This window comes from Streptomyces sp. NPDC051963, assembly GCF_044593495.1.
Taxonomy (GTDB): domain Bacteria; phylum Actinomycetota; class Actinomycetes; order Streptomycetales; family Streptomycetaceae; genus Streptomyces.
Genome location: NZ_JBIUCC010000007.1, coordinates 200,556 through 214,038 on the forward strand (window position 1 = coordinate 200,556; position 13,483 = coordinate 214,038).

General features: G+C 69.3%; 12 protein-coding genes and 1 pseudogene. 6 read left to right on the forward strand and 7 right to left on the reverse strand.

Translation table 11 applies throughout. The annotated features are described in order from the left end of the window. Window positions 1-98 precede the first annotated feature (98 nt). From ACIHFB_RS28930 to ACIHFB_RS28940, 3 genes are read left to right on the forward strand one after another with little or no spacing between them, the layout of a single operon-like run. Window positions 99-1,088, forward strand: a complete 990-nt coding sequence (locus ACIHFB_RS28930) for a sugar ABC transporter permease (RefSeq protein ID WP_365283973.1) — start codon at window positions 99-101, stop codon at window positions 1,086-1,088. Then, the gene (locus ACIHFB_RS28935; RefSeq protein WP_365283971.1) at window positions 1,085-1,927 is read left to right on the forward strand and encodes a carbohydrate ABC transporter permease; all 843 of its coding nucleotides are present in this window, start codon (window positions 1,085-1,087) and stop codon (window positions 1,925-1,927) included. The genes ACIHFB_RS28930 and ACIHFB_RS28935 overlap by 4 nt, the downstream gene beginning before the upstream one ends. 9 nt (window positions 1,928-1,936) lie before the next feature. Then, a complete protein-coding gene (locus ACIHFB_RS28940) occupies window positions 1,937-3,448 on the forward strand; it encodes a glycoside hydrolase family 3 protein (RefSeq protein ID WP_365283969.1) in 1,512 nt (503 codons plus the stop codon). Window positions 3,449-3,518: 70 nt separating this feature from the next. On the opposite strand, the gene ACIHFB_RS28945 is transcribed toward ACIHFB_RS28940, so the two are convergent. Together ACIHFB_RS28945 and nagB are read right to left on the reverse strand one after the other, a co-directional pair. Further along, window positions 3,519-4,736 carry an MFS transporter gene (locus ACIHFB_RS28945; protein WP_365283967.1) on the reverse strand — a complete coding sequence of 406 codons (1,218 nt, stop codon included), beginning with the start codon at window positions 4,734-4,736 and terminating at the stop codon, window positions 3,519-3,521. Between the two features lie 246 nt (window positions 4,737-4,982). Then, window positions 4,983-5,768 (reverse strand): glucosamine-6-phosphate deaminase, encoded by a 786-nt coding sequence (gene nagB / locus ACIHFB_RS28950; RefSeq protein WP_365283965.1) that lies wholly within the window; start codon window positions 5,766-5,768, stop codon window positions 4,983-4,985. A 495-nt stretch (window positions 5,769-6,263) separates the two neighbouring features. Here nagB and ACIHFB_RS28955 point away from each other — a divergent pair. Then, window positions 6,264-7,197: pseudogene (locus ACIHFB_RS28955) on the forward strand (SIS domain-containing protein). A 404-nt stretch (window positions 7,198-7,601) separates the two neighbouring features. Then, a complete protein-coding gene (locus tag ACIHFB_RS28960) occupies window positions 7,602-9,077 on the forward strand; it encodes a PAS domain-containing sensor histidine kinase (RefSeq protein WP_365283963.1) in 1,476 nt (491 codons plus the stop codon). Window positions 9,078-9,264: 187 nt separating this feature from the next. Here ACIHFB_RS28960 and ACIHFB_RS28965 read toward each other — a convergent pair whose 3' ends face one another. Next, on the reverse strand, window positions 9,265-9,522 hold the full coding sequence (locus ACIHFB_RS28965; RefSeq protein WP_016639615.1) for a WhiB family transcriptional regulator: 258 nt from the start codon (window positions 9,520-9,522) through the stop codon (window positions 9,265-9,267). Between the two features lie 320 nt (window positions 9,523-9,842). Continuing rightward, window positions 9,843-10,811, reverse strand: coding sequence for a diacylglycerol kinase family protein (locus ACIHFB_RS28970; RefSeq protein WP_365283961.1), 969 nt, complete (start codon window positions 10,809-10,811; stop codon window positions 9,843-9,845). A gap of 105 nt (window positions 10,812-10,916) precedes the next feature. Here ACIHFB_RS28970 and ACIHFB_RS28975 point away from each other — a divergent pair, with 105 nt between their 5' ends. Continuing rightward, window positions 10,917-11,357: a hypothetical protein gene (locus ACIHFB_RS28975; protein ID WP_365283959.1), complete on the forward strand. Its 441-nt coding sequence runs from the start codon at window positions 10,917-10,919 to the stop codon at window positions 11,355-11,357. A gap of 32 nt (window positions 11,358-11,389) precedes the next feature. Here ACIHFB_RS28975 and ACIHFB_RS28980 read toward each other — a convergent pair whose 3' ends face one another. The 3 genes from ACIHFB_RS28980 to ACIHFB_RS28990 all read right to left on the reverse strand — a co-directional run bounded on the left by ACIHFB_RS28980 (window position 11,390) and on the right by ACIHFB_RS28990 (window position 13,448). Continuing rightward, window positions 11,390-12,505, reverse strand: a complete 1,116-nt coding sequence (locus ACIHFB_RS28980) for an RNA polymerase sigma factor SigF (protein WP_365283957.1) — start codon at window positions 12,503-12,505, stop codon at window positions 11,390-11,392. Then, window positions 12,502-12,915, reverse strand: coding sequence for an anti-sigma regulatory factor (locus ACIHFB_RS28985; RefSeq protein WP_030784224.1), 414 nt, complete (start codon window positions 12,913-12,915; stop codon window positions 12,502-12,504). Before ACIHFB_RS28985 ends, ACIHFB_RS28980 begins: the two co-directional genes overlap by 4 nt. 272 nt (window positions 12,916-13,187) lie before the next feature. Further along, complete coding sequence (locus ACIHFB_RS28990) at window positions 13,188-13,448, reverse strand: UBP-type zinc finger domain-containing protein (protein ID WP_210585782.1); 261 nt, start codon at window positions 13,446-13,448, stop codon at window positions 13,188-13,190. Window positions 13,449-13,483: the final 35 nt, after the last annotated feature.

The window sequence follows — 13,483 nt, forward strand, 5'->3', positions numbered from 1 at the left end:
AGCGGGGCCCCGTTGCAGACGGGGCCCTGCTTTCCGTACGCACGTGTGGGTACGGGCCTCGCCTTCGTACGACCTGAGGGACCGCTGAGGAGCGCGCGATGAGTGCCGCAGACACGACCACCCCTGCCAAGGTGCCGCCGCCGCGGCAACCGGCCCCACCACCGCCTCTCGCGCAGAAGCCGCCGAGAAGCCGGAGGTCCGGCGGACGAGGCCTGCCCTGGCTGCTGCTCGCCCCCTGCCTCCTCATCCTCGCGCTCGTCCTCGGCTACCCCCTGGTCCGGCTGGCCACCCTCTCCTTCCAGACGTTCGGCCAGTCCCAGCTGTGGGGCTTCGTGCCGGCGGAGTGGGTCGGGCTCGACAACTTCACCAAGGTCCTGGGCGACGGGGAGTTCTGGACGGTCGTCGCACGGACGATCGTCTTCGCGGCCGGCTGCGTGATCTTCACGATGGTCATCGGCATGCTGATCGCGCTGCTCCTCCAGCGTGTCTCCGGCTGGGTGAAGACGCTGGTCAACATCGCGCTGGTGGCGAGCTGGGGCATGCCGATCATCGTGGCGACCACGGTCTTCAAGTGGCTGTTCGACGCGGACTACGGCATCCTCAACGCGCTGCTCAGCAAGTTGCCCGGCGTCGAGATGATCGGCCACAACTGGTTCGCGAGCGGGCCGCAGGGCCTGGCCGTGATCATGCTGCTGGTGGTCTGGGGGGCCGTGCCCTTCGTGGTCATCACGCTGAGCGCCGGTCTGACCCAGGTCCCGCAGGAGCTGGAGGAGGCGGCCCGGCTGGACGGCGCGGGCGCCTGGGGCGTGTTCCGTTACGTCACGCTCCCCATCCTCAAGCCGATCATCGTGATGCTCACGACCCTGTCGGTGATCTGGGACATGGGCGTCTTCCCGCAGGTCTTCGTGATGCGCAACGGCCATCCCGAGGCCGAGTTCCAGATCCTCACCACCTACTCGTACGACCGTGCCTTCGTGGTCAACGACTACGCGCAGGGCTCGGCGATCGCCCTGCTCACCGTGGTGCTGCTGCTCGGTGTGGTCGCCGTCTATATGCGCCAGATGCTGAAGATCGGAGAGGTCGAATGAGCACGCTGGTACCCCAGGCGCGCCGGAAGTCGAAGGCCGGCTGGAACCTCCTCGGCCTGTTCGTCTTCATCACCGCCGGCTTCCCCGTCTACTGGATGCTGAACACGGCGTTCAAGCCGGAGAAGGACGCCATCGACCCGGACCCCAGCCTGTGGCCGACCGCCCTGACCTTCTCCAACTTCGGCCGGGCGCTGGACATCGCGGACTTCTGGGGCCCCGTCGGCCGCAGCCTGATCGTGTCCCTCGCCGTGGTCGTGATCGGCATGGTCGTCGGTCTGCTGGCGGCGCTCGCCATCTCCCGGTTCGCCTTCCGCGGCCGCAAGATCGTGATCGTCGGCATCCTGGCCGTCCAGATGGTCCCGCTGGTCGCCATGATCATCCCGGTGTTCCTGCTGCTCAACGATCTCGGTCAGTACGACAGGCTGACCGGCCTGATCATCACGTACCTGACCTTCATCCTCCCCTTCACGGTGTGGACCCTGCGCGGCTTCATCGTCAACATCCCGAAGGAGCTGGAGGAGGCGGCCATGGTCGACGGCTGCACCCGCACCGGCGCCTTCGTCAGGGTCGTGTTCCCGCTGCTCGCTCCGGGGATGGTCGCCACCTCCGTCTACGGCTTCATCCAGGCCTGGAACGAGTACCTCTACGCCCTGATGCTGCTCAGCCAGAACAACCAGACCGCGACCGTGTGGCTCAGCAACTTCAGCACCAAGCACGGCACCGAATTCGCCCCGATGATGGCCGGCGCCACGATGATGGCCGTACCGATCGTCGTCCTCTTCCTACTCGTCCAGCGCAAGATGGCCGCGGGTCTGACCGCGGGCGCCGTGAAGGGATAACGCCACCCGATGACGACAATCGCCAGCGGCACGACTGCGTTTGATCCGGAAAAGGATGGCCTGATCCGCGACGCCCTGACCGTCCTCCAGCCCGGCTTTCCGGGCACCACGGCCCCCGACTGGCTGCTTCGCCGCCTCGGTGAAGGCCTGGCCTCCGTCGGCCTGTTCGGCCGCAACATCGCCTCGCCCGAACAACTCGCGGCGCTGACCGCCCAGTTGCGCGCCGAACGCGAGGACGTGCTGGTCGCGATCGACGAGGAGGGAGGTGATGTCACCCGCCTGGAGGTGAGGACCGGTTCCTCGTTCCCCGGCAACCATGCGCTGGGCGCGGTCGACGACGTCTCGCTCACCCGGGAGGTGGCGTACGAACTCGGCCGCCGTCTCGCGGAGTGCGGTGTGAACCTCAACTGGGCCCCGTCCGCGGACATCAACTCCAACCCCGACAACCCGGTCATCGGCGTCCGTTCCTTCGGCGCCGACACGGACCTGGTCGCCCGCCACACCGCCGCCTACGTCACCGGCCTCCAGTCGGCCGGAGTGGCCGCCTGCACCAAGCACTTCCCGGGCCACGGCGACACGGCGGTCGACTCCCACCACGCGCTCCCGCGCATCGACGCCGACGCCTCGGTGCTCTCGGCCCGCGAACTCTCCCCGTTCCGCGCGGCCATCGCCGCCGGCACCCGCGCGATGATGAGCGCCCACATCCTGGTCCCGGCCCTCGACCCGGACCGCCCGGCAACCCTGTCCCGCCCGGTCCTGACCGACCTCCTCCGCGGCCGACTCGGCTACGACGGCCTGATCGTCACCGACGGCATGGAGATGCAGGCCATCGCCGCCACCTACGGCATCGAGCGCGGCAGCGTCCTCGCCATCGCCGCCGGCGCCGACGCGATCTGCGTGGGCGGCGGCCTCGCCGACGACGAGACGGTACGACGTCTGCGCGACGCCCTGGTCACGGCGGTCCGCTCCGGCGAACTCGCCGAGGAACGCCTGGCCGACGCGGCCGAACGCGTACGGGCGCTGGCCCGCTGGACGACCGAGACCTCGGCGGACACCGGCGAGGCACGACCGGACGTCGGCCTGACGGCGGCCCGCCGCGCGCTCAGGGTGACCCACACGGAGGCCTACGCCCCCCTGGACGAGGCCCCCTACGTCGCCGTCTTCACCCCCGAAGCGAACATCGCCGTCGGTGACGACACCCCCTGGGGTGTCGCCGCCGAACTGACCCACTTCCTCCCCGGCACCGAGACCTCCGCCTTCACCGGAGAGGACGCGGCCCACAAGGCCCTCGCCGCGGCGAACGGCCGCCGCATCGTGGCCGTCGTCCGCGACGAACACCGCCACGCATGGATGGCAAGGGCCCTCGACACGGTGCTGCGCGAGAGCCCCGACACGATCGTGGTCGAGATGGGCGTACCTCAGGCGGTCCCGCGGGGTGCGCTGCACATCGCGACCCACGGTGCGGCGCGGGTGTGCGGACGGGCGGCGGCGGAGGTGATAGCGGGGGTGCGGCTCGGGTAGCCGCCGGTACTCCGCTCACTCCGCTCGCCCTGCTCGGCCGATGTGCCGTCGGGTTGCGGGAGTCGGCAGGCTACTGCGCGGGTTCGGGCTGCCAGTGCCGTTCGCGTGGGAGGAGAGCCGTTCCCAGGGCGCCGAGCAGGATGAGCGCGGCGGCGGCGAAGGGGCCGAGTGTGACGCCGAAGGTGAAGACCGCGGATCCCACGGCGTACACGGTGGCGTAGGCGCGCAGTCCGAAGTAGTGGCCGACGAGGTAGGCGACCATGTCCGACTCGGCGCCGGCGGCGATGCCGATGAGCAGGACCGCGACGGGGGCGAGCGAGAGGGGGCCGGTGAGGATCAGCGTTCCCGCTGACGCGGCGACGAAGAGGACGACGCCTGTCCGGGTCGGGAAGAACCGGTCGATGAGCGAGCCGACACCGAGTCTCCCGACGAGTGAGCCGATCCCGGCGAGGGATGCCACCGAGGCCGCTGTGGTGGGTTCTATGCCGCCGTGTTTCAGCAGTGGCGCCATGTGGACGATGAGCGCGGCGATACCGGTGGCGGCAGCGGTGAAGGACGCGGTCATGACGTAGAAGGTCCGGGTTCGCAGCGCCCGGCCCGGCTCCAGACCGGGCAGGTCGTCGTCGGGATCGTCCGGACGCGCCGCGTCCTGGCGGAGGGGCGCGGCCAGGGGGAGGACCGCGAAGGCCGCCTTGCCCAGCTGGTCCTTGGGGATGTGGACGGGGTTCTCGACCCGGCCGCCCGGAAACTCGACGGTGGTCTCATACGTGTGATCCATGGTGACGACGACATAGCCGTGCGACGCCAGGTCCTGCACGAGGACCGTCCCGGACTCCCGCTGTCCGCCGAGCCCGGGCGAGTACAGGACCACCGGCCACTTGCCGTCCAGCTGCGGCGCGTCGACGTGGCCGGACGTCTTCGCGCCGGCCCAGTCCACGGACCCCTTGGGCACCCCGGCCGCGCCCACCATCTTCTCGACGGCCCCCTGCGCACCGGCCGAGATCCACGGCTGCCGGGGAAAGCGGTCGGCGTCCTTGGCCGGGTACCAGACGTTGATCATGGTTTCCCGCTTGCGATCCGGCTTGCACGGATCCTGCCGCGCTTTGTCGACGAGGTGGATTTCCTTGGTCCCCACCTCATATTTCCCCGTGGGTTCCGGAAGCGAGAACTGCGCCTTCTCCGTGCCGCCACCGGCGGCGCTGTTTGCCGTGCCGTCCCCGTCGGCCGCGCACCCGACCAGGAATGCGGCGCTCACCACCACGGTCAGTGCCTTCGTCAGGAGCGACACAGTCCCTGTCCTGCTGATCTCCGCCGTCACCCGGCTCACTCTCCGGACTGACGAGTGGGCAGGATGTGGTGGAACGCGACATCAGCGGATGTGAAAATACGATCAGTGGGCATCGGGGCCGTTCCTTGCTCTTGCGGAGATCTTTCCGCAATGAGCCTAGGAATCTTCAAGCCGCCGGTCTTCGGCGTGAGCACGCTGCGATCGGCGAGATTTCTGTGGATTCCCCAATCGTTGCCCGTCGGACGCTCAGATCCCCTGCCAGTCGGGCTTGTCGGCAAACGTGTGCCGGAAGTAGTCGGCCAGCTTCAGCTTGGATGCCGCCCCTTCATCGACGACAACCGTCGCATGCGGATGCAACTGCAGCGCCGACGCGGGACACACCGCGGCAACCGGCCCCTCGACGGTCGCGGCGACCGCGTCGGCCTTTCCCTCACCGGTCGCGAGCAGCACCGCGTGCCGGGCCTCCAGAATCGTCCCGATCCCCTGCGTGATGACGTGGTGTGGCACCTGGTCGATGTCCCCGCCGAAGAACCGCGCGTTGTCCACCCGCGTCTGCTCGGTCAGTGTCTTGATCCGCGTCCGCGAGGCCAGCGAAGAGCACGGCTCGTTGAACCCGATGTGTCCGTCGGTCCCGATCCCGAGCAGCTGAAGGTCCACCCCACCGCCGGCGGCCAACGCGGCGTCATACGCCAGACACGCCGCCTGTACGTCCTCGGCCGTGCCGTCCGGACCCATGAAAGCGTCCATCCCGAGCCCCAGCGGCTCCAACACCTCGCGCCGCAGCACCGATCGGTACGACTCCGGATGCTCGGACGGCAGCCCCACATACTCGTCGAGCTGGGCGATCCGTGCCCTGGAGGCGTCCACGGCACCGGACTTCACCTTGGCGGTCAGCGCCTGGTAGATGGGCAGCGGGGTCGACCCGGTGGCCACACCGAGCAGGGCGTCGGGCTTGCGCCGCAGGAGCTGCGCCATGGCCTCGGCGATCAGCTCGCCACCCGACTTGGCGTCCGGAACGATGACAACTTCCACGCTGGGCCTGCCGATCTGGGAAGAGGGGCTCTGAGGGACCCGTAGGGGCTGTGTGGTTTAGACCAATCTAACAGAGTCGGGCCTTGCGTCCCAGGTGAAGAGGGCACCCTGACGCACCGTGCGCCGTCCCGCGCGGGGGAGTGGAATAGGACCAGCCCCTGCGACAGCGACCCGCACACGGACCCGCACATGAGACGCGCATACGGCCCCACGCATGAGTCCCGCACATGGCCCCGCGCATGAGACCTGCACACGGCCACGCACCCTGCCCCGCACGCTGACATCCACGGCGAAACGCAAAGCGACCCAGCAGCGACTCCGGAGCGACCCCGCAGCGACACGGCGGGGACACCATCGCGCCCCACCGGCATCTCAGAGCAGCCCTCGGAAGGACCCCACATGACCGCGACGACACCGGACCCCCGGAGCGAATCCCAGGGCGACCCCCAGGCCGTACCTCACAGCGACCCCCGCAGCGAACTCCCCTGCCGCATCATGGCCCGCGAGATGGCCGAGCAGCCGGCCGTCCTGCGCCGGATCCTGGACGAGGGTGCCTCGGCGATCTGTGAGGTCGCCCGGGCGATCGCCGCCCGCAGGCCCCGCTTCGTGCTCCTGGCCGCCCGCGGCACCTCCGACAACGCCGCGCTCTACGCCAAGTACCTCCTGGAGATCCGGCTCGGCATGCCCTGCGGCCTCACCTCGATGTCGACCATCACGGCCTACGGCGCTCGCCGGCGCGATCACGCTCGCCGTGACCAACAACCCCGACTCGCCTCTGTCCGGTGTGTCCGAGTTCCACCTCGACATCATGGCCGGACCGGAGAAGGCCCTCCCGGCGACGAAGACGTACACCGCCTCCCTCCTCGCCCTCTACCTCTTCGTCGAGGGCCTGCGCGGCGGCGACGGCGCGCCCGCGAAGCCGTTGCCCGATCTCGCCGAGCAACTGCTCGCCCAGCAGGACGAGGTGCATGCCCTGGCCGCCCGCTACCGCTTCGCCGAGCGCATGGTGATCACCTCCCGCGGCTACGGCTACCCCACGGCCAAGGAGGCCGCCCTCAAGCTGATGGAGACCAGCTACATCCCCGCCCTCTCCTACTCCGGGGCAGACCTCCTGCACGGCCCCCTCGCCATGGTCGACAACGTCTCCCCGGTCATCGCGGTCGTCCCGGACGGCAGGGGCGGCGAGGCCCTCCGGCCCGTCCTCGACCGGCTGCGCGGCAGAGGCGCCGACCTGGTGGTCGTCGGCCCCGAGAGCGAGGTGCAGCAGGCTTCGGCCGGCTTCGTCCTACCGACCGAAGGCATCGCAGAGGAAGTCCAGCCCGTGCTGGAGATCATCCCCCTGCAACTCCTCGCCCACGAGGTCACCATCGCCCGCGGCCAGGACCCGGACGCGCCCCGCGCCCTGGCGAAGGTGACGGAGACGCGCTGAACCGGAGGCGCTCACGGAAATTGCCATGGCCATCCGGCCCCGCGCATAGCCCGGGCGGGTTAGGCTGCGAAGCGCCAACAACGCACAGGCTTCAACAACAAAACAGCTCCCACGCATGGACACGGATAGTGGTCTAGTCCACAATGCGTAGGGAAACAGCGTGCGCATCACAGAGCCTCCGTCTTCCCCGCACAGGAAGACGGACCGAGGATCCGGAGCTCTCTGCCCTGACTGCCCCGGCTCCTCATCCTTCGGCCGACCGGGACCGCACACCCCGCGGCCGATGCTGCTCCGGGCTGCGGTGCCGGGAGGGTTGAGGGTCCCTCCCAGGCGCCGCGGCCCGCGGGTGTTCAAGGGGGGCGCATATTTCAGAGCCGTACAAACCCCCAGGTACGCTCGCACACGTGCCCTCCATGAACGAACTGGTCCGCCAGCACACCGCCCTCGACGACTCCGATCTCGAGTGGCTGCATCTGCTGGTCTCGGAGTGGCAGCTGCTCTCCGACCTCTCCTTCGCCGACCTCGTCCTGTGGGTCCCCACCCGCGACGGCACCCGCTATGTCTCCGTCGCCCAGATGCGCCCCAACACCGGCCCCACCTCCTACCAGGACGACATGGTCGGCCACCTCGTGCCGCGCGGCCGCCGCCCCATGCTGGACGCCGCCCACGACGAGGGCCGGATCGTGCGTGAGGGCGACCCCGAGTGGCGGGAGGAGGTCCCGGTCCGCGTCGAGTCCATTCCGGTACGACGGGACGGACGCGTCCTCGGTGTCATCGCGCGCAACACCAACCTCCTGACCGTCCGCACCCCGAGCCGCCTGGAACTGACGTACCTGCAGAGCGCGTCGGACCTCGCCCAGATGATCGCGGCGGGCTCGTTCCCGTTCCCTAACCAGCAGATGGACATGGACGCCGCCCCGCGCGTGGGCGACGGTCTGATCCGGCTCGACGCGGACGGCATCGTCCAGTACGCCTCCCCGAACGCGCTGTCCGCGTACCACCGCATGGGCCTCGCCGCCGACCTCGTCGGCTGCCACCTGGGCCGGATCACCGCTGAACTCGCCCCGTCCCGCGGGCCGGTGGACGAGGCGCTCGCCAAGGTGGCCAGCGGCTGGGCGCCGCGCGAGTTCGAGATCGAGGCCCGGGACGGGGTGATCCAGTTCCGCACGATCCCGCTCAAGCCCAAGGGCACCCGCATCGGTTCGCTGGTCCTGCTCCGCGACGTCACCGAACTGCGCCGCCGCGAACGCGAGTTGATCACCAAGGACGCCACCATCCGGGAGATCCACCACCGGGTGAAGAACAACCTCCAGACCGTGGCCGCCCTGCTCCGCCTCCAGGCCCGCCGTATCGAGTCCGACCGTGGGCGCGAGGCCCTGGAGGAGGCGGTACGGCGCGTCGGGTCGATCGCGATCGTGCACGAGACGCTCTCCCAGAACCTGGACGAGCGCGTGGAGTTCGACGAGATCGCGGACCGGGTCCTCGCGATGGTCGCCGAGATCTCGCCGGGCAAGGTCACCGGCCGGCGCACCGGACGCTTCGGCATCCTGGACGCCGAGGTCGCCACCCCGCTGTCGATGGTCCTGACCGAGGTCCTCCAGAACGCCCTCGAACACGGCTTTCGCGAGGGGGAGACGGGCACGGTCGAGGTGTCGGCCGTCCGCGGCGGCACCAGCAAGGAGGCCCGTCTCCTGGTCACCGTCCAGGACGACGGCGTCGGCCTGCCCGAGGGCTTCGACCCGCACACCGCGGGCAATCTGGGACTACAGATCGTACGGACGCTGGTGGAGGGCGAGTTGGGCGGCTCGTTCGACATGGTGCCGGCACCGGAGCGGGGGACCCGGGTCATCCTGGACGTACCGGTGGAAGCCCACAAGTAGTCAACTCCCGGGACAGCACCGGGACAGCAAAGGGCCCCGGACCTTGAGTGGTCCGGGGCCAGTGCTCGTTGCTGCTCGTTCGCAAAGCGTAAGCGCATCGGGGGTACTGCGCGCTGCGGCTCGGGGGCGGGAGATGCGTACTCGCTGTACGCGCCGCCAAGCTCAGGCTGTTATCGGGGCGGGTGTATCAGGCGGAGGCCTGACGGGCCCGGTTGCGGGCGGCACGGCGCTTCATGGCGCGACGCTCGTCCTCGCTGAGACCACCCCAGACGCCGGAGTCCTGGCCGGACTCGAGCGCCCACTGCAGGCACTGCTCCATGACGGGGCAGCGGCGGCAGACGGCCTTGGCTTCCTCGATCTGCAGCAGCGCAGGACCGGTGTTGCCGATGGGGAAGAAGAGCTCGGGGTCTTCCTCGCGGCAAACGGCGTTGTGACGCCAGTCCATGGCTGCTACCTCTCCTTGGTATTACGTGCGGGTTGCTTGTGAATGTGAACGCTTTCACGAATCCCTCAACAAGTGAAGGGCCGACCGTCAGGCTTCCCTGGCGTGGTCCTGTGGATTGAAGAGGGGTTCCGGTGATCTGTGGACGCCGGTTCTGCGGGCTGTCCCGACCGCCACGTAGAGACTCGCAAACCTCAGCGGCGGATACAACCCCTTCCGGAAAGTTTTTTTTGATTCCTCGGTGTCGACTAGGTCACAGCCGTACTTCCATGGGGTGGACCCTGGCCTAAACGTTCGAGTGAAAGGACTTTAGCCTCTTCTGCTCACACAATCACACGCAGTGCACGGCGTACGCCTGTGAACGTCACGCTCGTACGCAGCCCGAGGTGGTCGCCGTCCATCTGAAGGGGTAGTGGGGCCTTCGAATGCAAGGTGAACTGGTCCAGGTCGTGCAGGCCCACAGCGTGCTTGCCATGGGGTCCGTGCTCGGGGGACGAATTGAGCAACTGCGTCCCATACCGGGCGACCGCAGGCATGGACAGCCGCGTCAGACCGAATACGTCGAGCCCGGTATCGAACGAGGCCTTAGGCGATGCGTACATCGGGCGATTGCCCAAATAGGTCCACGGCGCGGTGTTCGAGACTATGGACACGACCAGACCGGGAACCGGTTCCTCGCCGGCCCGCTCCAGGGTGATCGCGCCGTGCCGCCGGTCGGGCTCGCCGAAAAGCTGGCGGGCGACCTGGCGGACGTAGAGGGCATGTGTCGATTTCTTGCCCATCTCCCGCTGCTGTTCGACCCGGCCGACGACACCGCCGTCGAAGCCGAGCCCCGCGTTGAAGGTGAACCAGCGGGCCGGGACGGCCTCGTCCTCGGTGCCCGGTGTGCCCGACGCGAGCCCCAGACCGACCACGCGTTCGCTTTTGTCGCGCAGCGCGTCCAGTACGGCGCCGGTCGCCTCCACGGCGTCGTTCGGCAGGCCGAGGGCGCGGGCGAAGACGTTGGTGGAACCGCCGGGGACGACGGCGAGACGGGGGAGGTGGTCCGGGTCGGGGCCGGCGTGCAGGAGGCCGTTGACCACCTCGTTGACCGTGCCGTCGCCGCCGAGGGCCACCACGAGATCGATGTCGTCGCTCTCCGCGGCCTGCCGGCCCAGGTCGCGTCCGTGCCCCCGGTACTCGGTGGTGACCGCCTCCAGCTTCATCTCGCTGGCGAGCGCATGGATCAGGACATCGCGCGTACGTGCGCTTGTGGTGGTTGCCGCCGGATTGACCACGAGGAGTGCACGCATGAGTTGCAGCGTACCTACTGGGTGGTACCGGGCCCAGCCCGAGGTAGGGGTCGGGTAAGAGATCCTGGACACGGGGGCGGACACCACGGCGGCTACGCTGCTGGGGTGAGCAGTGAGCAGACCTCCGCCCCGGAAGCCGCAGAACCCCGCCCCCGGCGTCTGACCTACGCGGCCGCCCTGGCCGGTCTGGAAGGTCTGGCGCTCGTCGTCGGCGGTGTCTGGATACTGGCCCTGGGGATCGCGGGCGATCCGGACGACCGGCAGCAGGCCGTCACCGGCGGTGTGACGCTGATCGTGCTCGCGCTGCTGCCGTTGCTGGCCGCCCGCGGACTGCTCGCCCGCCGCAGCTGGAGCCGCGGCCCCGCCGTCATCACGCAGATCATGGCGCTGCCGGTGGCCTACAACCTGCTCCAGGCCGACAGTCTGGCCATCCCCGGCGGTATCGCGCTCGCCCTGGTGGCGGTCACGGGGCTGGTGCTGCTGGTGAACGCCGAGACGACCCGGGCCCTCGGCATCCAGGGGCCCGGGAACGCGCCTCAGAAGTAGCCCGTCACTCTCCGGCCGTCACTGCCCGGCCGTCACTCCTCCACGAGGAGCTTCTCCCGCAGCTGTGCCAGTGTCCGCGCCAGCAGCCGTGACACATGCATCTGCGAGATGCCGACCTCCTGCGCGATCTGCGACTGGGTCATGTTGCCGAAGAAGCGCAGCAGCAGGATCCGCTTCTCGCGCGGCGGCAGGTCCTCGAGCAGCGGCTTGAGCGACTCGCGGTACTCGACGCCCTCCAGCGCCTCGTCCTCGGCGCCCAGCGTGTCCGCCACCGCCGGGGACTCGTCGTCCGTGTCGGGAACGTCCAGGGACAGCGTGGAGTACGCGTTGGCGGACTCCAGGCCCTCCAGGACCTCCTCTTCCGAGATGCCCAGTTTCTCGGCCAACTCGTGGACCGTGGGGGAGCGGCCGTGCAGCTGCGAGAGCTCAGCCGTCGCCGTGGTCAGCGACAGACGCAGCTCCTGGAGCCTGCGCGGGACGCGGACCGCCCAGCCCTTGTCGCGGAAGTGCCGCTTGATCTCGCCGACGACCGTCGGGGTCGCGTACGTCGAGAACTCGACGCCGCGCTCCGGGTCGAAGCGGTCGACCGACTTGATCAGGCCGATGGTGGCGACCTGGGTCAGGTCGTCCAGCGGCTCGCCGCGGTTGCGGAAGCGGCGCGCGAGGTGCTCGACGAGCGGCAGGTGCATACGGACCAGCCTGTTGCGCAGCTCCGCGTACTCCGCGCTGCCGTCCTTCAGCTTGCGCAGCTCGATGAACATCGCGCGCGCTCCACTGCGGTCCTGCGGGTCGTGCTGCGGGGCCTGCACGCTCGGCACCCTCGGCTGATCGTCTCGCTCGTGCTCGCTCATCGTCCCGCCCGTCGCCCTTCCCCGAGCCGCCGCCCCTTCCCGGACCGGGGAGACCCCGACCCGCCCTTCCAGAGGCGCGCTCTGCACGGCACCTTCCCGAGCCCGCTGCCCGTCGTCCAGGAAGCCGGCCGCCGCCGTGTCGTCGGCGTCGTCCTCCGGGTGTTGCCGGGCCTGCTCGGGGATGCCGTCGATGCCGTCAGCCATGCGCCGGGCACTGCTCGGACCGCTTGTGCCCTCGGCCGGCAGCTCCCGTGTGCCGCGCTCTTCGTCCCGCACCGGCCCGTCCCCGTCCTTCACGCCGGCCCGGGTCCCGCGCCGCGCTGTTTGTAGAGGCTGATCGAAACGGTTTTGTCGTCGTCCACCGCGGAGGAGACCTTGCCCGCCAGGGCGGACAGGACGGTCCAGGCGAAGGTGTCCCGCGCGGGGGCGTGACCGTCCGTGGTCGGGGCCGAGACGGTGACCTCCAGCGAGTCGTCGACAAGGCGGAAGACACAGCTGAGCACCGAGCCGGGCACGGCCTGCTGGAGCAGGATCGCGCAGGCCTCGTCGACCGCGATGCGCAGGTCCTCGATCTCGTCGAGGGTGAAGTCCAAACGGGCCGCGAGGCCGGCCGTGGCCGTACGCAGCACCGACAGGTAGGCACCCGCAGCCGGTAGCCGGACTTCCACGAAGTCCTGGGTCGCGGGCTCGCCTGCGATCTGGGACACCCTCACCTCCAAGGTGGTACAAGCTTTTCGGGGCCGAGGGTCGCCCCCCGGGGGTAACGCGATGTGTGGTTCAGCGGTGACGCTACCGCGCTCTCAAGTTTCCTGTCCCCGGGACCCCAACCCCTTGCTGTCACTCATAGTAAACCTACGGATACGCTCCGTGGCTAGGGGGTCTGCGGGCCCAATTGGGAAGAGCGCGCGCCGGGTTGACGTACCCAGGCGCCGCACGGTCGAACCGTCCGAATCAGCGGTCGAATACGTCGAATACAGCGTCACACAAGAACATGGTCGACGAAGCACCAGCGCCAGTTCTCACCGGGCTCGTGGGTCCGCATGATGGGATGCCCCGAGTCCTTGTGGTGCTCTGTCGCGTGCCTCCCCTGTGAGGAGTCGCAGCAGCCGACGTGACCGCAGTGGAGACACAGCCGCAGTTGCACGGGGTGCCAGCCCTCGGCGAGGCACTCCGGACAGGTGTCGGTCAGTGGCTTGGGCTCCGGGTGCGGCAGCTCGTCGGCGTGCGTGCACTGTTTCATGATTGCCACAGTACGACGGGCGCGCGGATGATCGC

Excerpts from the sequence above, each read along its gene's own strand:
- ACIHFB_RS28930 (WP_365283973.1), top strand. The coding sequence starts at position 99 with ATGAGTGCCGCAGACACGACCACCCCTGCCAAGGTGCCGCCGCCGCGG.
- ACIHFB_RS28935 (WP_365283971.1), top strand. The coding sequence starts at position 1,085 with ATGAGCACGCTGGTACCCCAGGCGCGCCGGAAGTCGAAGGCCGGCTGG.
- ACIHFB_RS28940 (WP_365283969.1), top strand. The coding sequence starts at position 1,937 with ATGACGACAATCGCCAGCGGCACGACTGCGTTTGATCCGGAAAAGGAT.
- ACIHFB_RS28965 (WP_016639615.1), bottom strand. The coding sequence starts at position 9,522 with ATGGACTGGCGTCACAACGCCGTTTGCCGCGAGGAAGACCCCGAGCTC.
- ACIHFB_RS28970 (WP_365283961.1), bottom strand. The coding sequence starts at position 10,811 with ATGCGTGCACTCCTCGTGGTCAATCCGGCGGCAACCACCACAAGCGCA.
- ACIHFB_RS28990 (WP_210585782.1), bottom strand. The coding sequence starts at position 13,448 with ATGAAACAGTGCACGCACGCCGACGAGCTGCCGCACCCGGAGCCCAAG.